We start from the raw sequence: 21,480 nt of genomic DNA on the forward strand, positions 1-21,480 counted from the left end.
AATTGATAACTAAACTTATAATCATGAGATTTTTAAAATTATTCGTATTATTATTCGTCATTCAAACGCAAGCCCAACAAGGCGGAATGTGGGTTCCTTCACTATTAAAAGGAATGAATGAAACAGAAATGAAAGATTTAGGCATGAAAATGTCAATCAAAGAAATTTACGATGTCAATAACTCCAGTTTAAAAGATGCTGTCCCGCATTTTAACGGTGGTTGTACCTCGGAAGTTATTTCGCCAAAAGGATTGATTTTAACGAATCATCACTGTGGATATTCCCAAATCCAGTCTCATTCTACTGTAGAAAAAGACTATTTAACAGATGGTTTTTGGGCTTATAAAATGGAGGATGAGTTAGTAAATGAAAATTTATACGTGACTTTTATTGTAAAAATTGAAGACGTAACTGCTGCTGTATTAGAAGGAACTGCCGCACTTACTAATGAAGCAGAAAAGCAAGCCAAAATTCAAGAGAACATTTCGACTCTTTCGCGCACTTTACCAAAAGAAAGCTGGCAAGAAAACAAAATACGTACTTTTTACGAAGGAAATCAATACATGCTTTTCATTACCGAAACGTTTACTGACGTTCGTTTAGTGGGAGCTCCACCTACATCGATAGGGAAATTTGGATCTGACACAGACAACTGGGTTTGGCCACGTCATACCGGAGATTTTTCTCTATTTAGAATCTATGCTGATAAAAATAACCGTCCGGCAAATTACTCTAAAGACAACGTTCCTTACACGCCTAAACATTTCTTGCCAATTTCACTTGATGGTGTAGCCGAAGATGATTTCACTTTGGTATTTGGATACCCTGGAAAAACAAACGAATATTTGCCTTCAATTGCAATTGAACAAATTGTAAACGAGTTAAATCCAGCAAAAATAGAAATTAGAGACAGAGCATTAAAAGTAGCTGATGGTTTTATGAGAAAAGACAACGCCATCAAAATACAATATGCTTCGAAATATGCGGGAATTGCTAACTATTGGAAAAAATGGATTGGTGAAACTCAAGGTTTAAAAAAATCAAATGCGATTGCAATAAAAAAAGAATCTGAAAAAATCTTTCAAACTAAAGTTGCAAAAGCCGGTAAAGAAAAAGAATATGGCAGCTTATTGTCTAATTTCGAAAAAAACTACACCGAAATTGCGCCTTACGCCTTAGCTAGAGATTACTTTCAAGAAGTAGTACTACGCAACACCGAGTTATTAAGTGTAGCTTTTAGACTGTATCAACTAGAGCAAGTGTACAACGCTAACGGAGAGCAATCTTTTACAGATCGAAAAAACAATCTAGTAAACAGTCTTTCTGGTTTCTACAAAAATTTTAATGCAAATCTAGATCAGAATGTCTTTGAGCAATTGATTGACCTTTACGCTAAAAAATCACCGAAGGAATTTTTACCTCCAAGTATACTGAACGTTGACGCTACTAAATTAGCATCCGAAATCTACAGTACATCAAAACTAAAAAGTTATACCGATTTAAAAACGCTCTTAACTGGAGACACAAAAACAGTTTTAGCTAATTTAAATAACGATAAAGCATTTCAACTTGTAAAAGAGTTGGCCGACATCTATTCGAAAGATATTGCTCCGAAATATGACGAAATCAATTTAAAAATCTCTGCCCTTCAACGAACTTACATGAAAGCGCAGCTAGAATTGAATAAAGACAGTAGAATTTTCCCAGATGCCAACAGTACATTAAGAGTTACTTATGGTAAAGTAAAAGGATACGAACCTAAAGACGCAACCATTTACACGCCCATCACTTATTTAGAAGGCGTTATGGAGAAATACGTGCCAGGAGACTATGAATTTGACATGCCTTCAAAATTAATAGATTTGTACAATGCGAAAGATTATGGGGTTTATGCTGAAAACGGCAAAATGCCAGTTAATTTTATTGGAACAAATCATACTACAGGAGGAAACTCTGGAAGTCCTGCAATTGACGCAAATGGAAACCTAATAGGACTTAATTTTGATAGAGTTTGGGAAGGAACAATGAGTGACATCTATTACGACCCGAGTATCTGTAGAAACATCATGGTTGATGTGCGATATATTCTATTTATCATGGACAAATATGCTGGCGCACAAAACTTAATTGACGAATTAAAATTAGTGCACCCAAAAAAGACTAAAGCACTGAAAAACAAAAAATAAGAAAAAAAATCACCCTTAAAAACAAGAATGCTTTTTCAAAAAAGCCTTAGTTTTAAAGGGTAAATAATAGCTTCCCAATTTCAGGGCAAAAAAAAACGCTATTTTTTCAAAAAAAAAACGAAAAAATAATTTACATGTCAAATATTTTATATCTTTGCCCCGAATTAATAATTAACCTTTATATTAAATTAAGATGAAAAAAGTATTTTTAAGTTTAGCTGCTGTTGCTGTATTAACTGTTGTATCTTGTAAAAAATCTGACGCTGCTGCTGAAGAAACTGTAGCTGTTGATTCTACTGCTGTTGAAGTAGTTGATTCTGTTGCTGTTGATACTACTGCATTAGCTGTTGATTCAGCTGCTGTTGTTACAGAAACTCCTGCTGAGTAATTTTTAATTACGATCAAAAAACTAAAGCCATCCGCGCAAGCGAGATGGCTTTTTTTTATTTGTAGTAATCCCAAAAAAAAGGCATCTGAAATAGTTATTTTTCAGATGCCCTTTTTTTTGATCTATTGCCTACTTACGTTAATCTTCAAAAACAAAGCTATTATTCGAAAAGTCTAATATTTCTGCCCTTGAACCGTATTTTGTTATTTCGACAATCCCTTTTTGAACCATCAACTCTGTACTATACTTTCTACTTGTCGCCACAACCTCATTATCCACCACCACTCTAAAGAAAAACTTTCCTTTAGTAGTTTTAAATTTCACGTAAGAACAAGTCTCTAGAACCGACCTAATGTATTCCGCTGCCGACTCACAATCCATGCGCAACTCATATGCATTACTTGTGAAAATTGTCTTTCCTTTTCGGGAAGTAAATTCAAACTTGTAATCGCCGCTAAATCTTTTACTAATTACAAAAGTTGCCATAAAAATATTATTTGAATAAATTGTTTTAATAAAAACAGCGAGTAGACTTCCCTTCACAACAACAAACCAATCAAAGAAAAACTAAAATCTCTAAAGTACAATCTCAAATCAAAAACCTTAATTTATAAAAAAACAATTCGATTTTAAACAAAAAAAAAAGCTCCAAACATAGTTTGAAGCTTTTTTAGTACTCAGAGCGGGACTTGAACCCGCACGAACATTGCTGTTCACTGGATTTTAAGTCCAGCGTGTCTACCAATTTCACCATCCGAGCATTATGTGGTGTGGAGCGAAAAACGGGATTCGAACCCGCGACCTCGACCTTGGCAAGGTCGCGCTCTACCAACTGAGCTATTTTCGCATTTTCAATTCTTAAAAAGAACTGCAATACTTGTTCTGTATTGCGGATGCAAATTTAGGACATTTATTGAATTACACAAGCCTTTTTTACTAAAAAAACAAATAAAATAGCTAACCTTTTGATAACCTAAACTTTAAAAAACAAATAAATTTATTTCCTGGTAAGCATTCTCTTTATTTCATTGAGTTTCATCAGCGCCTCTACAGGAGTTACGGTGTTTATATCTAAATTTAAAATTTCCTCCTTGATTTCTTCCAATAAAGGATCATCTAAATTAAAGAAACTCATCTGCATTTCGTCTTTTTCAGATTTAATACCATTCAGCACATCGCTGGAATGATTCTTTTCTAATTTCTTCAAAAGCTTTTGCGCTTTCAATATTACGATTTGCGGCATTCCTGCCATCTTTGCAACATGAATCCCAAAACTATGAGCACTTCCTCCTTTTACTAATTTTCGAATAAAAAGCACCGTGTCTTTTAACTCCTTCACGGCCACATTATAATTCTGAATCCTAGACAATGATTCGCTCATCTCATTTAGCTCATGATAATGCGTTGCAAATAATGTTTTAGGTTTTGACGGGTGCTCATGCAAGAACTCTGCAATTGCCCAAGCAATGCTGATCCCGTCATAAGTACTTGTCCCCCTTCCTATTTCGTCTAACAAGACTAGACTTCTATCTGAAATATTGTTCAAAATAGAAGCAGTTTCGTTCATTTCGACCATAAAGGTAGATTCTCCCATCGAAATATTATCGCTAGCTCCTACTCTGGTGAATATTTTATCAACCACTCCCATTCGAACACCATCTGCAGGAACAAAACTTCCCATTTGAGCTAATAGCACGATCAAAGCCGTTTGACGTAGAATTGCCGACTTACCAGACATATTGGGCCCTGTAATCATAATCAACTGCTGTGTTACTCTGTCTAGAAAAACGTCATTAGCAATATACGGCATACCTACTGCCAATTGTTTTTCGATAACTGGATGCCTTCCATTCTTAATTTCTAGTTCGAATGTTTCATCTAGTTCTGGGCAGACATATCGATTTTCGATCGCCAACTGCGTAAACGAACATAAACAATCCAACTGAGCAACTAAATTAGCATTCAGCTGCACCGGTTTAATGTAAGTTGCAATCCAAGCTACCAATTGCTCAAAAAGCTCAGCCTCTATTTTTTGTATTTTCTCCTCAGCACCTAGAATCTTGGTTTCATATTCCTTCAGTTCTTCGGTAATGTAACGTTCCGCATTCACTAAGGTTTGCTTTCGAATCCACTCTGCAGGAACTTTATCTTTATGTAAATTTCTAACTTCTATGTAATATCCAAAAACGTTATTAAAGGATATTTTCAGCGAAGAAATCCCTGTTAACTGAGACTCGCGTTTTTCAATTCCGTCTAAAAATTCCTTTCCAGAAGTTGAAATCGCGCGTAACTCATCTAACTCAGCATGAACTCCCTTCGCAATAGCATTTCCTTTTGCAATAGCGACAGGTGCATCCTGATTTAGGGTAGTTTTTATTTTCTCTCGCAATAAATCACAACTATGCAAACTATCCCCAATAATCTTTACCGCTTCCTGCGGACTTTCTAAAGCCAAAGTCTTTATCGGAATAATAGCATCTAATGATTCTTTCAAATAAACCACCTCACGAGGCGACACTTTCCCTGCCGCAATTTTCGAAATAAGACGCTCTAAGTCGGAAATTTGCTTGATTTGGTGCTGCATTTTATGCAGTACTTCCTGATTTTCTAGCAAATAAGAAACAACTTGATGGCGGTTTCGTATTTTATTAGCGTCTTTTAAAGGTAGCGCCAGCCAACGTTTTAGTAAACGACCACCCATTGGCGAAAGTGTTTTATCAATCACATCTAGCAGCGTAACTGCATTTGGGTTGTAACTGTGATATAATTCCAGATTTCTAATCGTAAAGCGATCCATCCACACATAAGCGTCTTCAGCAATACGTTGAATCGCCGTGATATGTTGTACTCTATTGTGTTGGGTTTCCGACAAATAATATAAAATAGCTCCCGATGCTATAATTCCTTCTTTTAAATCCTCAATACCAAATCCCTTAAGAGAAACAGTTTGAAAATGTTTAGTCAGGATTTCGAATGCGTAATCTTCTTTATAAATCCAATCTTCCAAATAAAAACAGTGGTAGTCATCACCAAAGTTTTCCTTGAAATCCATTTTATTATTTTTTTGAATCAAAACCTCACTAGGATTGAAGTTTTGCAATAACTTGTCTATATATTCTGCATTTCCCTGAGCCGTAAGAAACTCCCCAGTGGAGACATCTAAAAAAGAAATACCAATTGATTTATTAGCAAAAAATACCGAGGCCAAAAAATTATTAGTTTTTGACTGTAAAACCTCATCGTTCATGGAAACTCCCGGAGTCACAAGCTCAGTTACACCACGTTTTACAATTGTCTTCGTCATTTTAGGATCTTCGAGTTGGTCGCAAATTGCGACACGAAGTCCAGCTTTTACTAATTTTGGCAAATAAGTATTTATAGAGTGATGTGGGAAACCCGCTAACGCAGTCTCTGTAGCAGATCCCGCACCACGCTTGGTTAGGGTGATCCCCAATATTTTTGAAGCTCTAACCGCGTCTTCTCCAAATGTTTCATAAAAATCACCTACTCTGAACAGTAAACAAGCATCTGGATACTTCCTTTTGATCTCATTATACTGCTTCATTAATGGTGTTTCCTTAACCTCTTTATCTTTAGATGCCAACTTATATTTTGTATTTAATTAATTTAAAATGTGACAGCGAATTTAAATATTTTATAACGAATAACTATCACTTCAAAAATTAAATCCATTTTTAAGTAAATTTTAAGCTATTGGCATGATTTTTTCTTTAGCTTTGTTGTACTAATCATAAAAACGAAAAGAAATGAAAAAAATACTTTTACTTGCGATGCTTACCGTTCTAGGAGTAACTACTTCTCACGCACAAAAAACTACAAAAATGACAAAGGTAGCTGCTGCTAAAGTGAACGGAGCGGGAATGGCTTTTGCTTCTGAAACGATTGATTACGGAACTGTTGCATACAACTCTGATGGAAAACGTGATTTTGTATTCACTAACAACGGTAACAAACCTTTAATTATAACAAATGCTCAAGGTTCATGTGGATGTACTGTACCAACTTACCCAAGAGAGCCAATTGCTCCAGGCGCAAAAGGAGTTATCAGTGTAAAATATGATACTTCTAGAGGTGGACAAGCCTTTAACAAAACAGTGACTTTGACAACTAACGCTACTCCCTCTACAAAAGTTTTAACGATAAAAGGAAATGTTTTAGCTGCTGAAGGTACGAAAAGCTAAATTTTTATTACAATATAATAAAAAAGCTTCCCTAATTCTGGAAGCTTTTTTTATTTTAAAAAACCAAAAACTAGAATGAGAAAACTAGAAAACAGTGAGTTAGAACGAAAATCAATCGAAGATTTCAAAAATTCACAAAAAACTCCAATTATTATTGTATTAGATGACATACGCAGTCTACACAACATTGGATCTGTTTTTAGAACTGCCGATGCCTTTTTAATCGAAAAAATATATTTGTGTGGTATCACTGCAACACCTCCCAATAAAGAGATTCACAAAACAGCACTTGGCGCCACCGAAACAGTGACTTGGGAGCATCATACAAGCGTTCTGGAAGTAATTGAAAAATTAAAGAAAGAGAATGTGACTACACTAGCAATTGAGCAAGTGGAAAGCGCCATTTTTCTGCAGGATTTTGAGGTCGAAGACAACAAAAAATATGCTTTAGTTTTTGGAAATGAAGTTCACGGAGTTTCTCAAGAAGCTGTTGCATTATGCGATGGATGCATCGAAATTCCGCAGTTAGGCACTAAACATTCTTTAAATATTTCAGTGAGTGTAGGGATCGTTGTTTGGGATGTATTTCAAAAAATGAAATGGCCTAAATGATTTATTCGAAATACAAAGCAGTCCTTTTGTATGCTTTTGATTATGGCTATGTTTTAAAACTAAACAATAACAAACCCGAAATTAGAGGTCACTTTACATTGAAAAGATAAATCAGCCAGCGATTTTTTTTCTTATTTCTTCTAAAACAAACAGATAGTCCTCTTGATTTTTCACGAAATCTTTGTCGGAGACATCAATGATTAAAACATTCAAGTCTGTTTGTGATTTTATATAGTCTAGGTATCCGCTGTTGATTTTATCTAAATAATCCGCTGGAATTTTTTGTTCATAGCTTCTACCCCTTTTCTTTATATTTTGCAAAAGGCGTTCTGAATTTTGATACAAATAAATATACAAGTCGGGCTTGGGCATTTCTCTGTAAACAATATCGAACAGATTGCGATAAAGCCTATACTCATCATCTGCCAAAGTAATTTTAGCAAAAATCAAGGATTTAAAAATATGATAATCGGCAACTATAAAATCTTTAAACAAATCGAATTGCGCTAAATCATCGGACAACTGCTGGTATCTGTCGGCCAAAAATGACATTTCTAGTGGAAACGCATATCTATTTTGATCTTCATAGAACTTTGGCAGAAAAGGATTATCCGCAAAGCGCTCTAGCACCGTTTTAGCATTAAAATCCTCCGCTATTTTTGTCGCTAGAGTCGTTTTTCCCGCTCCAATATTCCCTTCCAAAGCAACATAATTGAATTGCTCTAATGAAATGTTTTGCAATGGATTTTCTAAAGTATGAGCAACTACACAATTACTATCATCCCTACAAACCTCTATTAACTCAGAAATACTCTTCTTTAAAATAGGATGCTTCCAGTCTAAATGCAAATCTTGGACTGGCAACAATACAAATTTTCGATTCTGCATTAACGGATGTGGAACTTGGAGCTTTTCGGAGTCTATTACTTCTTCGTTAAAAGCGATCAGGTCAATATCGATAATACGAGATTGATAACCTTTCTCGTCGTTGCGAATGCGCCCAATTTCCTTTTCAATCTTCAAGGCTTCCTTTAGAATCTTGCGTGGAGAACTAAAAGTGTGCAGCACTAATGCGCAATTATAGAATACATCACTGTCAAAACCCCAAGACGGAGTTTCATATAGCTTAGAAACTTTAATTACCGTTCCAATTTTATTATGAATCAAGGTGACGCAATTCTTCACGTTTTCGAGTCGATTCCCTTGATTGCTGCCTATAGATAAAATTACCTGATGTTGTGATCTCATATTAACCACAAATTAACTAAAACAATTTTATAAATAGCGATATATTTGTACAAAGTGTTAGTAACTAATTTTCAGTTTTTGCAAATACAAAGCTGTAACGTTTCAACATTTTTTACTACTAATAAATAAAAATCTAATTATGAAGTTTTTAGGAAATGTATTGGCGACCATTATTGGTCTATTTATTTTTTTCATGCTGTTCTTTTTTGGAATAGTCATTATCGCTGCAGTATTTGGCGGAGATACTGAAACTGTAACTGTCAAAAATAATTCCGTTATCGAATTGAATCTCGAACACATAAAACACGACTATGCGGGAAAATATGAAGATCCTTGGATTACTATTTTTTCCGATAAAAAAAGTGTGGGATTAAGCGATGTCATCAAAGCGATAGAAGAAGCTAAAACAGATGACAACATTAAAGGAATTTCCATTTTAAATAACCAGTCTACTTTAGGAATGGCACAAAGCAAAGCCTTGAGAGATGAATTAGAAAGTTTTAAAAAATCAGGAAAATTTGTAATGGCTTACGCCAATTCCTATTCCCAAAAAGAATATTATCTTAACTCAGTTGCCAGCCCTATCTACATAAATCCTGTGGGAGATATGGATTTTAAAGGACTATCTGCTGAACTTATGTTTTTTAAAGATTTCCAAGAAAAAACTGGAGTAAAAATGGAAGTTATACGCCATGGAAAATATAAAAGTGCAGTCGAACCATTCCTGGAAAACGAAATGAGCGCTGCAAACAGAGAACAAGTTACCGCCTTATTAAACTCCGTTTGGAATTCTATTACAGTCGACATTTCGAAAAGTAGAAATATCACCGTTGATAAACTAAATGAAATCGCAAATGGTCTTCTTGCTCGAACTCCTGAAATGGCAAAACAACAGAAATTAGTGGATATTATCGCTTATGAAGATGTTTATCACGATGCCATTAGAAAAGCATTGAAAGTAAAAAAAGACGAAGATTACAACAAAGTCAACATCTTTGACTATACTAAAAAGATGACGACTACTTCCACAATTGTCGATTCCAAAAATCAAATTGCAATTATTTATGCACAAGGAGAAATTCAAAGTGGAGAAGGTGACGTTAATACTATCGGGGAAGGCTCCATGCGTCGTTCTTTGCAAGAAGCAAGAAAGAACAAGGATGTCAAAGCCATTGTCCTTCGTATTGACAGCCCAGGAGGAAGCGCACTTACGTCAGATCTAATTTGGAGAGAAGTCGAATTAACTAAAAAAGTAAAACCTGTAGTTGTTTCTATGGGTAATTATGCAGCTTCTGGAGGCTATTATATTGCTTGTAATGCAAACACTATTTTTGCAGAGAACAATACCATTACCGGTTCTATAGGTGTTTTTGGAATATTACCTAATTTTTCCCAATTAACAACTAAACTTGGAATCCACACACAGCAAGTAAAAACACATGAGAATTCTGCTAATTACAGTCCATTTGTACCACTTGATGACAAATTTAAGGCAGTAACGCTAGAAGGCGTAGAATACATTTACAAAACCTTCGTTACGCATGTCGCCGAAGGTCGAAACATGACTTTCGCTCAAGTTGACTCCATCGCCCAAGGTAGAGTTTGGACAGGTTCAGAAGCAATTAAGCTAGGTCTTGTCGATAAAATTGGAGGTCTTAAAGATGCAATAAAGGAAGCGGCAGCTATAGCAAAAATAAAAACCTACAAAACACAAAATTATCCTGAGTATAAAAAAAATCTAGACGATCTTTTTGCCGGCTTCCCTTTTTCAGAATCGAAAGCCAGCTTCATCAAGGAAGAAATAGGTGAAGAAAATTACAGGATTTTACAGGAAATAAAGAAAGTAAAATCTCAAAAAGGCATCCAAATGGCGATGCCGTTTGAAATAAACATTCAGTAAAAGAAATCCGTTTACAATTTAAATCCGTTTGAACATTCTGTCAAACGGATTTTTTTTTTTGAGCAATTCAATTCTTCTTGCCACAAAATTTATTATCTTTTGGAAGACAAAAAAGAAGCAAACTGTTATTTATGAAAACTTTAAAGTCCGCCTACTCTATAAAACGCTATTTTTGTAAATAAATTCGGCTGCATTTTTGCTATATAATCAGAAAACAAAATATCTATACACATATGTTAAGTAAAATATTAAAAATAATTGGGAGTATACTTGTGCTACTTATTGTAACATTATTTGCAGTACCTTATTTTTTCAAAGATCAAATAAAAGCTAAAATTACAGAGGCTATAAACAAGAAAGTAGATGCCAAAGTTAGCTTTAAAGATGCCGACTTAAGTTTGTTTAAAAATTTCCCAAATGCGAATGTCACTTTATATCAGTTAGACATTATCAACAAAGCTCCATTTGAAGGCGACACACTTGTCTCTATCGAAGAAATAAATTTAAAAATGTCTATTAAAGAACTTTTTAAAGGAGAAGATGAAGCTATGGAAATTCAAGGAATAGCAACAAAAAATGGTATGCTAAACATTCTATTCAATAAAGACGGAATTGGGAATTATGACATAGCCATAAAAAAGGAAGAAACCAGTCCCGCAAGTAAACCCTTAACCTTAAATATTAAAAAGTACGAAATTGAAAATTTCAAGTTCAAATACTTTGACGAGAGTTCTAAAATAAAAATGGTTATCGATAGTCTCAATCATCAGGGAACTGGTGATTTTGCTTCCTCAAAATTAGATTTAGTTACAAAATCAACTGCCAAAGTTACCCTTGACATGGATAAGGTCAACTACATGAAAAATGTTGCACTAACTTTAGATGCAGTTTTAGGAATAGATTTGGACCAAAGCAAATATACTTTCAAAGAAAACAAAGCATTAATCAATCAGTTGCCTTTAGAATTTGATGGATTTATCCAACTCGTTGATGCCGGTCAAGAATATGATTTAAAGTTTAAAACACCTACCTCTTCATTTAAAAATTTCTTAGGAGTTTTCCCGGCAGCGTACGCGGCTAGTTTAGATAATGTAAAGACAACTGGAGATTTCACGGTTGTTGGTTTTGCCAAAGGATTGTATTCTGATACTACAGTACCAAAATTCAGTATTGATATTGCATCCAACAATGCTTCCGTTCAATATCCTAATTTACCAAAGTCCATTCAAAATATAATCATTGACAGTAAAATTATAAATGAAACCGGGATTTTAAATGATACCTATATCAATCTTGATAAACTGTCTTTTAGAATAGATCAAGATGTTTTTAATGCCAAAGCAAATGTTAGAAATATTACTAAAAACGCATTAGTTGACGCTGCCTTAAAAGGAACAATCAATTTAGCGAATGTATCTCAAGCCTATCCTATAAAATTAGAGAAACCTTTAAGTGGAATTTTAAAAGCAGATGTAACGACTAAATTTGACATGCAGTCTGTAGAAAAAAGCCAATATGAGAAAATCAATAATGCCGGGACTATGAGTTTGTCTGGTTTTAAATATGCTGATGAAAATGGAAAAACGATGAACATCAGTACCGCTCTGATTCAGTTTAATCCAAGTCAGGTAAATTTAAAACAATTTGACGCTACAACAGGCAAGAGTGATCTAAGCGTCACCGGAATTTTGGAAAATTTTTACGGTTTCATTTTTAAGAACCAGGAGTTGAAAGGAAATTTTTATTTGAATTCAAATCAACTGGCGGTAAGTGATTTCATGACTACCGAAGAAGCTGGCAAAACGGATTCGAAAGCTGTGGCAGAAACAGAGGCGATGAAAATTCCAGCCTTTTTAAATTGCTCGCTTACCGCGAAAGCTAATACGGTGTTGTATGATAATCTAACATTGAAAAATGTATCGGGAAAACTGATTGTAAAGGATGAGAAATTGACAATGCAGGACATAAAATCATCAATTTTTGATGGAATCATTGGCTTGAACGGAGCGGTTTCTACAAAAGGTAAAGTACCTACTTTTAACATGGATCTTTCGCTAAAACAGGTAGATATTGCACAGTCATTTACCCAATTAGACCTATTGAAAAAACTAGCTCCAATAGCAGGAATTATTAATGGAAAACTGAATTCTACCATCAAACTAAACGGAAATCTTGATGCAACTGCAATGCGCCCAGATTTAAAAACACTTACCGGAGATTTATTAGGACAGTTACTTTCTACAACCGTAAACACAACCAACTCAACTTTATTGACTGCGCTAGGCTCTAATTTAAAATTCATTGATGTCAGTAAAATCAATTTAAATGACCTGAAAGCAGCAGTTACTTTCAAGGACGGAATGGTCAGCGTAAGACCTTTTAACATCAATTATAAAGATATTAAAGCGAATATCGGCGGAACACATGGTTTCGATCAAACCATGAATTACAACATCAAATTTGATGTGCCTGCTAAATACCTAGGAACAGAAGCGAATGCACTTATAGCTAAATTATCAGCGAGTGATGCTGCAAAAATGGAAAGTATTCCCGTTAATGCCACATTAACAGGGAATTTTTCGAACCCTAAAATAAGTACTGATATTAAAACTGCGGTGACAAATTTGACTAATCAATTGATAGCACAACAGAAAGAGCGATTAGTGAAACAAGGAACATCTGCCTTGACTGATTTGATCAATAAAAACAAAAAGCCTGGAGACACGACTAAAGCAGTGGTCCCTGTTACCAAAGAAGAAGTGCAAACAAAAGCAAAAGAAGAGGTCAAAGCAAAAGCAGAAGACTTAATTAAAGGCCTGTTTACCAAAAAGAAAAAAGTAGTAGATACTACCAAAGTTAATTAATAGCTATTTCTAAATAGCAATAAAAAAAGAGGAATCTCAAAGATTTAAGATTCCTCTTTTTTTATATAGAATTGATTTTCGAATTAGAAGGCGATACTTACCACATAACCTTCAGAACTTCTAATATTAAAAACAGTTCCGTCTTCGAATAAAAGATACTGCCCTTTTATTCCAGTTAATTTGCCGCTAAAATTTGGAGTTTTTTCTAGGCTTAAGCTTTTCACCTTTGTTGGATAATGCAGCACTGGATAATGCATTTCGTATAAATCACTTTTATTCAAATAGAAATATTCTTTTACTTCATCGGGAATCAAATTTTCCAGCTTAAATCTTTCGGCAATGAGGTCAACATGTTCAATAGAATTAGTCAGCATTTTTCGCCAATTTGTCTTATCAGCATAATGATTTTTCAAGGCGACTTCGGTAATTCCGGCTAAATATCTGTTTGGAACTTCTACAATTGATATGGCTTCGTTTGCGCCTTGATCGATCCAGCGGGTTGGCACTTGTGTTTTTCGAGTAACCCCTACTTTTACCTCGCTAGACAATGCTAAATACACAATATGAGGCTGCAGCTGTACTTTTACCTCATAAGCCAAATCTCTATCCTGAATCCCTAAATGAGCTGTACTCAACTCCGGTTTCATAATCCAATCTCCTACTGCAGCACTTGAATAGAAGCAATCGTAACAAAATCCCTGACGGAATATTTTCTTCTTTTTTCCGCAATTCAAACATTGGTAACCTAAAAAATTAAATTCAATATTTTTATCCAATAATTGGTTGACATTTAGAAAACTATCTTCGAAAACTAAATAATATTGAATTGGGTTTCCAAATTCAGTTTGCATTTTAGTAAGTACTCCTTCGTATTGCATAGGTTTATTTGTAGATTATTTTTTTTATCTTTAGTAGACGTAATTCTGAGAAATGAGTGATTCATGCTTCGAAATGATGTGCAATCATTAGGAATACTAGAATTTTTGACTATTTTTGATCACGTTGTAAAGTTACTATTTGTTATTTGATATTCAAATGCCAAATCTTAAATGCTAAACCTAAAACCTCTTTTTTAAAAATGGCTATTCAACTAATAAATTCATTTGCTTCTTGGGTTCTAAAACAGCGAATCCATCAAATAGAACTATTCTTGAAATACCCTAATGAGGTTCAAGAAGAGCTACTTATGAATTTAATTCAATCCGCAAAAAACACACATTTAGGCAAAGAATATGACTATGCATCCATAAACTCTTATGCTACTTTTGCCGAGAGAGTTCCTATAAGTACGTACGAAGAGTTTCATCCCTTGATTGAGCGCACCCGTAGCGGTGAGCAAAATTTATTTTGGGAAACACCTATAAAATGGTTTGCAAAATCCAGCGGAACAACGAATGCCAAAAGTAAATTTATCCCGGTTAGCCCTGAGGCGCTAGAAGATTGCCACTATAAAGGAAGTAAGGATTTGTTGTGCATGTATTTGAACAACAATGAAAACTCCGAGCTTTTTACAGGTAAAAGTCTTCGTTTGGGTGGTAGCTCACAAATATATGAGGATAATAATTCTTTCTTTGGTGATTTATCGGCTATTCTTATTGAGAATATGCCTATTTGGGCTGAATTTAGCAGCACCCCAAGTAATAAGATTTCGCTCATGAGTGATTGGGAAACAAAAATTGCTGCTATTATCAACGATACCAAAAAAGAAAATGTAACCAGTTTTGCCGGTGTTCCTTCTTGGATGTTAGTTCTAATGAATAAAATGCTCGAAGAAACCGGAAAAGGAAATCTACTTGAAATTTGGCCCAACTTAGAAGTATACTTTCATGGCGGCGTAAATTTTGAACCCTACCGTGACCAATATCACAAAATACTCCCTAAAAAGGACTTTAAATATTACGAAATATACAATGCTTCCGAAGGTTTTTTTGCCATTCAGGATCTCAATAACTCAAGCGATTTATTGTTAATGCTCGATTACGGAATTTTCTATGAGTTTATCCCAATGGATACTTTTGGAACACCAAATCAAAAGGTAGTTCATTTAGCAGATGTAGAACTTTTTAAAAATTATGCGATCGTCATTACTACCAATTCCGGATTGTGGCGTTATCTTATTGGTGACACCGTTCGTTTCACGTCCTTAAGTCCGTACCGCATTCGAGTAACAGGAAGAACAAAGCATCACATAAATGTATTTGGAGAAGAATTAATGGTCGAAAATACTGATTTGGCTATTGCCAAAGCCTGTAAAATCACCCACGCCGAAGTCGTAGATTATACTGTGGCACCGGTTTTCATGATCGATAAAGAAAAAGGAGCACATGAATGGATGATTGAATTTAAAGAAGTTCCAAAATGCATTGACACTTTCCAAAACATATTAGACGAAACATTACAAAGCCTAAATTCTGATTACGAAGCAAAACGTCGCAATAACATGACGTTAAATCCGCTAATTATTAATGTCGCTCGTAAAAATTTGTTTTACGATTGGCTAAAGGAAAAAGATAAACTAGGTGGACAACATAAAATCCCGAGGTTATCAAACCAAAGAGATTATCTCGAACAATTAAAGAATATGCAGGTCAAAATTTTATGCTAAATAAATTATGAAGCAATTGATATACATCTCCATTTCACTATTTATTCTCAGTTCCTGCGGACCAAAGCGCATGGGTTGTGGACCACGAGCACTTTGCAAAAATACCCAACAACTAGAGTCAATACAGCTTGAAAAGACAGCATCTAATATATGTATCAGTTAATAATTTTGTATTAAAAAACAATATTTTGATTAACTCCCTTGTCATATTATAACAAAAAGGGAGTTTTCGTTTTTACAAGGAAAACATTCTTCAATCACAAAAAGCGTATCTAAAAAACGGATGAAGTACATTGGGTTACTTTAATGCATTTCTAAGGAATCGTAAAAAAATAAAAAATAGAGTAAGTTCGCAACTTTAATAATCGGTTAGACAGATTTCTTTAAGCGGACTAGCCTCCAATTCTTATATATAAACACTATTGCAATGGCGAAAAAAATAATTGGCATTCACCAAAAACCTTCAATACTCGAAAGTATACCACTCAGTTTTCAGCATCTTACCGCTATGTTTGGCGCCACAATATTAGTTCCTATTTTATTGGGTGTCGATCCAGCAATCGCTTTATTAATGAACGGAATTGGGACTTTAATCTATACTTGGATTACTAAAGGCGGGATTCCCGCATATTTGGGATCGAGTTTTGCATTTATTGCTCCCGCTTCTCTTATCATTGGCAGTTATGGTGGTTTAGGACATGCGCAGTCAGGATTTATATTTTTCGGATTGTTCTTTATTTCCATCTCTTTCGTTGTGAAAAAATGGGGAATAAAATGGATTGATGTTGTAATGCCTCCGGCAGTAATGGGTGCAGTCGTTGCTATCATCGGACTGGAACTTGCTCCAGTTGCTGCACAACAAGCTGGACTTGCTCCGTGGCCAACAGATATCGGTAGTGTTGTTGCTCCTTTTGTAGCAGACAGTACTGTGATTCTAGTTTCAATGTTTACTTTAGTTATTGGGATTATTGGGACTGTATTGTTCAGAGGATTTTTGCAGGTGATTCCAATTCTATTTGCCGTCGTCGCTAGTTATTTTCTGGCACTCTTCATGGGAATAGTTGATACTGCCAAAATTAGCGAGGCAGCTTGGTTTTCTTTGCCTAAATTTCAAGCTCCGGTTTACGATTTGAATGCCATCATTATAATTGCTCCCGCCTGTATTGTAGTACTTGCTGAACATATCAGCCATTTAATAGTTACTGGAAAAATAACAAATTCTGACTTAATGGAAAAACCAGGACTTCACCGTTCTCTACTTGGTGACGGAATCAGTAATGTATTATCAGGTATGGTAGGTTCTCCGCCTAATACAACTTATGGTGAAAATATAGGAGTCATGGCAATAACTGGTGTTTATTCTGTTTGGGTAATCCGTGGCGCGGCAGTTTTGGCAATCATTTTTTCAGTTATCGGGAAAATTTCTGCCGCTATTTCTACAATTCCCATTCCGGTGATGGGCGGAATTACAATGTTATTGTATGGCGTAATTGCAGTACAGGGTTTCAGGATGTTTGTGGAGCAAAAAGTAGATTTTAGTAAAAATCGAAATATGGTTCTTGGTGCGATTACTTTTATTGTTGGTGTAAGCGGCGCTAGTATAACTGTAGGAACTGTTCAACTAAAAGGAATGGCATTTGCAGCCATCGCTGGAGTTTTGTTATCGTTAATTTTCTGGCTGCTCGACAAGATTGGTCTAATGAACGACGAAGCATAATTATTCGAATGCGATGTCTATTTTTAAAACAACAGCATATTTACTTTCGATAAAAATGTCTTTTTAAATAATTGCTTAGCACAGCAATACCAATCTATCTATAAGAGAAAACCACTCAATATCGAGTGGCTTTCTATTTATATAAATATTTGAAAGAGGGAAATTCGAATCAATCAAAAGATTTCTATTTCTTTCTATATATTATTCTCCATATTCATATCAATGTGTCTATCGTGATATCCTAATAAATATAAAACACCATCTAAGCCTAAGCTCGAAATAGAACTTTCAGCGCTTTCTTTTACCGTTAACTTAGCGTGAAAAGCAATTCCTAAACCAGCTAAATTTAACATAGGCAAATCGTTAGCGCCATCGCCCACCGCTATAGTTTGATTGATATGTATCCCTTCTTTTTCTGCAATTTCTCTTAAGTATTCTGCTTTCTTCTTGCCATCTACAATTTCGCCGAGATACTTACCTGTTAGTTTACCATCTATAATCTCTAGTTCATTAGCATGTACATAATCAATACCTAATTCTTTTTGTAAGTACTTCCCAAAGAAGGTGAAACCTCCCGATAAAATTGCCGTTTTATATCCGTAATATTTCAAAGCTTTCATTAAACGGTGTGCCCCCTTTGTTAAAGGTAGATTTTCAGCAACTGTTTGCAGCACCTCTTCGCTTAATCCCTCTAACAAAGCCATGCGTTGTTTAAAGCTTTCTTTAAAATCAATTTCGCCATTCATCGCAGCTTCTGTAATTTCTCTTACCTGCTCTCCTACACCAGCCAAATCAGCTAATTCATCGATCACTTCTGTTTGTATAAGCGTCGAATCCATATCAAAACAAACCAAGCGCCTATTCCTTCTATAAATATTATCTTCTTGAAAAGAAATATCTACATCCATGGATCTCGATATTTCCATAAAACTAGCCGTCATTAAAGCCTTGTTTTGCATGATTCCGGACACGGATAATTGCACACAAGAACGAGGATTTTCTTCTTTTACAACAACAGAGGCTCTACTGGTTAATCTTTTTATTGTATCAATATTCAGGTTTTGATCAGACATTACTTTGGTCACGGCAGCTATTTGTTTAGCAGCCAATGTTTCTCCCAGAATATTAATGATATACCGTTGCTTGGATTGTGTTTTCACCCAACTTTCATAATCGTCAATAGAAATAGGAACGAACTTCACTTTAATTCCAAGTTCATACCCTTTAAACAATAAGTCTTTTAAAACAGGACCCGAAGAAGAACCTGCCTCAATTTCGAACAAAATCCCTAAAGACAGCGTTTCGTGAATATCAGCCTGACCAATGTCTAAAACTATCGCATTATAGGTAGCTAATACCGCGGTTAAGCCAGCAGTAACGCCTGGTTTATCTTGTCCAGAAACTTTTAATAAAATAATCTCTTTATCTTCCTTTGCCATTTGGTCCTTATTGATTTAGAAGTCGCAAAAATCGGGAATCTATTTGTTTATAAAAAAGAATCGTCTTTGTTTTTTCAAACAATAACAAATACTTCAAATTAGCCTCAAAAAAACCCGTTCAATCGAATGAACGGGCTACTGTTTTTGATAAAAATGTAATATCTATGAAGCAATCTCTAATCGCTTCAATAAATTCTTATTTAAAGTTTCTTTTGCATAGTCCTTATCAATTTCTAATACTTTAGTATCTGAACTTGGTAATTCATACATCGCATCTGTCAAGACTGCCTCACATAAAGAACGCAATCCACGAGCTCCTAATTTGTACTCTAAAGCTTTATCAACAATAAAATCTAATGCTTCGTCAGTGATTGAAAACGCAACCTCATCCATTAAAAACAATTTCTGATATTGTTTGATTAACGCATTTTTAGGTTGAGTCAGAATCGCGCGAAGGGTTTCTCTGTCTAAAGGATCCATGTGTGTCAATACCGGTAAACGACCAATAATCTCTGGAATTAATCCGAAGTCTTTGATGTCTTTAGGGATGATGTATTGCAATAAATTCTCTTTGTCGATGTTATCTACATTCTTTGAAGTAGAATATCCAACGGCTTGACGATTTAATCTTTTCGAAATAATTCTTTCGATTCCGTCAAAAGCACCACCGGCTATAAACAAGATATTTTGAGTATTTACCTCAACGAATTTTTGGTCTGGATGCTTGCGTCCTCCTTTTGGCGGTACATTCACAACAGTTCCTTCTAATAGTTTCAATAATGCTTGTTGCACTCCTTCACCAGAAACGTCACGTGTAATTGATGGATTGTCGCTTTTACGAGCAATTTTATCTATTTCGTCAATGAAAACGATTCCGCGTTCTGCTTTAGCCACATCATAATCAGCTGCTTGAAGCAAACGTGTCAAAATACTTTCAACATCTTCTCCTACATAACCCGCTTCTGTTAATACAGTTGCATCCACAATAGCCAAAGGAACATCCAGCATTTTAGCAATTGTTTTAGCTACTAGTGTTTTTCCTGTTCCAGTTTGTCCCACCATGATGATGTTACTTTTTTCAATCTCCACTTCATCGTCTAGTTGCTGTTGCATCAAACGCTTGTAGTGATTGTAAACCGCAACTGACATTACTTTTTTAGTTTGGTCTTGCCCTATCACATATTGATCTAGAAATGCTCTAATCTCTTTTGGTTTCTTTAATATAAGATCCCCTGCTAATTTTGAACTACCACTAGTTTTTAATTCTTCTAAAACAATTCCATGCGCCTGCTCAATACATTTATCGCATATATGCGCATCAATTCCAGCAATCAATAAATTCGTGTCTGGTTTTTTCCTTCCGCAAAATGAGCATTCTAATTTTTCTTTCGCCATCTTTTTAGTCTAATGTCATAAAGTCAAAAGTGTTAAAGTCCATACTGTACGTTTGACTTTAGAACTTTTGACTTTCGACAAATTCTTATCCTCTTCTTAAAACTTCATCAATCATTCCGTATTCTTTTGCTTCATCAGCAATCATCCAGTAGTCACGCTCACTATCTTTATGCACTCTCTCGAATGGTTGTCCTGAGTGCTGAGAGATAATTTTATACAACTCATCTTTCAGTTTCAACATTTCACGTAAGTTGATTTCCATATCAGTAGCAACACCTTGCGCTCCTCCTGATGGTTGGTGAATCATTACTCTTGAATGTGGCAATGCAGAACGTTTCCCTTCGGCACCTGCGCATAACAATACCGCTCCCATAGAAGCTGCCATTCCCGTGCAAATTGTAGCAACGTCTGGCTTGATGTATTGCATCGTGTCATAAATTCCTAAACCTGCGTAAACGCTTCCTCCTGGAGAGTTCAAATAAATTTGAATGTCCTTAGAAGCATCGGCGCTTTCTAAGAATAGTAATTGTGCTTGAACGATATTTGCAATTTGGTCGTCAATTCCTGTTCCTAGGAAAATAATTCTGTCCATCATCAATCTCGAGAAAACATCTAATTGAGATATATTCAACTGGCGCTCTTCGATGATATATGGTGTCATATTAGTAGGGTTCATTGCCGCAACGATTTTATCGTAATACATTGCATTTACCCCGTGATCCTTTGTAGCAAACTTTTTAAATTCTTTACCGTAGTTCATATTTTATGTGTTCTAAGTTTTACGTTATATCTAGTATTTCTCTTTAATGCAAAGGTCGTACCTCTTTACAAATGATGTCAATATGTCTTCTTTTTTAGCCCAGATAAAAGTGAAAAGCTTTTTGAAAGGGCTGACTATTTTTTGTTGGTAAAAAAAAGCGACCA

The 21,480-nt window shown here is 35.1% G+C and carries 15 protein-coding genes and 2 tRNA genes; 8 read left to right on the forward strand and 9 right to left on the reverse strand.

What is annotated here, in order from left to right:
• Positions 1-23: 23 nt before the first annotated feature.
• The gene (locus FQU23_RS01690; RefSeq protein ID WP_147672320.1) at positions 24-2,186 is read left to right on the forward strand and encodes a S46 family peptidase; all 2,163 of its coding nucleotides are present in this window, start codon (positions 24-26) and stop codon (positions 2,184-2,186) included.
• 193 nt (positions 2,187-2,379) lie between these two features.
• Positions 2,380-2,574: a hypothetical protein gene (locus FQU23_RS01695; protein WP_147672321.1), complete on the forward strand. Its 195-nt coding sequence runs from the start codon at positions 2,380-2,382 to the stop codon at positions 2,572-2,574.
• A gap of 138 nt (positions 2,575-2,712) precedes the next feature.
• Here FQU23_RS01695 and FQU23_RS01700 read toward each other — a convergent pair whose 3' ends face one another.
• The 4 genes from FQU23_RS01700 to mutS form a co-directional block, all read right to left on the reverse strand.
• Positions 2,713-3,060, reverse strand: a complete 348-nt coding sequence (locus FQU23_RS01700; RefSeq protein ID WP_147672322.1) for a DUF1508 domain-containing protein — start codon at positions 3,058-3,060, stop codon at positions 2,713-2,715.
• Between the two features lie 188 nt (positions 3,061-3,248).
• Positions 3,249-3,334: transfer RNA gene (locus FQU23_RS01705), tRNA-Leu, on the reverse strand.
• A gap of 11 nt (positions 3,335-3,345) precedes the next feature.
• Positions 3,346-3,421, reverse strand: a tRNA-Gly gene (locus FQU23_RS01710).
• Between the two features lie 150 nt (positions 3,422-3,571).
• Positions 3,572-6,178: a DNA mismatch repair protein MutS gene (mutS, locus tag FQU23_RS01715; protein WP_165425712.1), complete on the reverse strand. Its 2,607-nt coding sequence runs from the start codon at positions 6,176-6,178 to the stop codon at positions 3,572-3,574.
• Positions 6,179-6,341: 163 nt separating this feature from the next.
• Here mutS and FQU23_RS01720 point away from each other — a divergent pair, with 163 nt between their 5' ends.
• Positions 6,342-6,776, forward strand: a complete 435-nt coding sequence (locus tag FQU23_RS01720) for a DUF1573 domain-containing protein (RefSeq protein WP_132108561.1) — start codon at positions 6,342-6,344, stop codon at positions 6,774-6,776.
• Positions 6,777-6,851: 75 nt separating this feature from the next.
• Positions 6,852-7,388 carry an RNA methyltransferase gene (locus tag FQU23_RS01725; protein ID WP_147672323.1) on the forward strand — a complete coding sequence of 179 codons (537 nt, stop codon included), beginning with the start codon at positions 6,852-6,854 and terminating at the stop codon, positions 7,386-7,388.
• Between the two features lie 111 nt (positions 7,389-7,499).
• Here the strand turns inward: FQU23_RS01725 and folK are convergent, their stop codons facing one another.
• The gene (gene folK, locus FQU23_RS01730) at positions 7,500-8,636 is read right to left on the reverse strand and encodes a 2-amino-4-hydroxy-6-hydroxymethyldihydropteridine diphosphokinase (protein WP_147672324.1); all 1,137 of its coding nucleotides are present in this window, start codon (positions 8,634-8,636) and stop codon (positions 7,500-7,502) included.
• A 139-nt stretch (positions 8,637-8,775) separates the two neighbouring features.
• Between folK and sppA the strand changes: the two genes are divergently transcribed.
• Together sppA and FQU23_RS01740 are read left to right on the forward strand one after the other, a co-directional pair.
• Positions 8,776-10,536 carry a signal peptide peptidase SppA gene (sppA, locus tag FQU23_RS01735; RefSeq protein ID WP_147672325.1) on the forward strand — a complete coding sequence of 587 codons (1,761 nt, stop codon included), beginning with the start codon at positions 8,776-8,778 and terminating at the stop codon, positions 10,534-10,536.
• 233 nt (positions 10,537-10,769) lie between these two features.
• Positions 10,770-13,400 (forward strand): AsmA-like C-terminal region-containing protein, encoded by a 2,631-nt coding sequence (locus FQU23_RS01740; RefSeq protein WP_147672326.1) that lies wholly within the window; start codon positions 10,770-10,772, stop codon positions 13,398-13,400.
• A gap of 83 nt (positions 13,401-13,483) precedes the next feature.
• On the opposite strand, the gene FQU23_RS01745 is transcribed toward FQU23_RS01740, so the two are convergent.
• The gene (locus tag FQU23_RS01745; protein ID WP_147672327.1) at positions 13,484-14,278 is read right to left on the reverse strand and encodes a DUF2797 domain-containing protein; all 795 of its coding nucleotides are present in this window, start codon (positions 14,276-14,278) and stop codon (positions 13,484-13,486) included.
• Between the two features lie 200 nt (positions 14,279-14,478).
• Between FQU23_RS01745 and FQU23_RS01750 the strand changes: the two genes are divergently transcribed.
• Complete coding sequence (locus FQU23_RS01750) at positions 14,479-16,005, forward strand: GH3 auxin-responsive promoter family protein (RefSeq protein WP_147672328.1); 1,527 nt, start codon at positions 14,479-14,481, stop codon at positions 16,003-16,005.
• A gap of 427 nt (positions 16,006-16,432) precedes the next feature.
• A complete protein-coding gene (uraA, locus tag FQU23_RS01755) occupies positions 16,433-17,722 on the forward strand; it encodes a uracil permease (protein ID WP_147672329.1) in 1,290 nt (429 codons plus the stop codon).
• A 194-nt stretch (positions 17,723-17,916) separates the two neighbouring features.
• Here the strand turns inward: uraA and serB are convergent, their stop codons facing one another.
• From serB to clpP, 3 genes are all read right to left on the reverse strand, one after another.
• Positions 17,917-19,161: a phosphoserine phosphatase SerB gene (serB, locus tag FQU23_RS01760; protein WP_147672330.1), complete on the reverse strand. Its 1,245-nt coding sequence runs from the start codon at positions 19,159-19,161 to the stop codon at positions 17,917-17,919.
• 162 nt (positions 19,162-19,323) lie between these two features.
• Positions 19,324-20,556, reverse strand: coding sequence for an ATP-dependent Clp protease ATP-binding subunit ClpX (gene clpX / locus FQU23_RS01765; RefSeq protein WP_132108579.1), 1,233 nt, complete (start codon positions 20,554-20,556; stop codon positions 19,324-19,326).
• Positions 20,557-20,641: 85 nt separating this feature from the next.
• The gene (gene clpP / locus FQU23_RS01770; RefSeq protein WP_147672331.1) at positions 20,642-21,316 is read right to left on the reverse strand and encodes an ATP-dependent Clp endopeptidase proteolytic subunit ClpP; all 675 of its coding nucleotides are present in this window, start codon (positions 21,314-21,316) and stop codon (positions 20,642-20,644) included.
• Positions 21,317-21,480 lie beyond the last annotated feature (164 nt).

The sequence above is a fragment of the Flavobacterium sp. XN-5 genome (genome assembly GCF_008033395.2).
Taxonomy (GTDB): domain Bacteria; phylum Bacteroidota; class Bacteroidia; order Flavobacteriales; family Flavobacteriaceae; genus Flavobacterium; species Flavobacterium hiemivividum.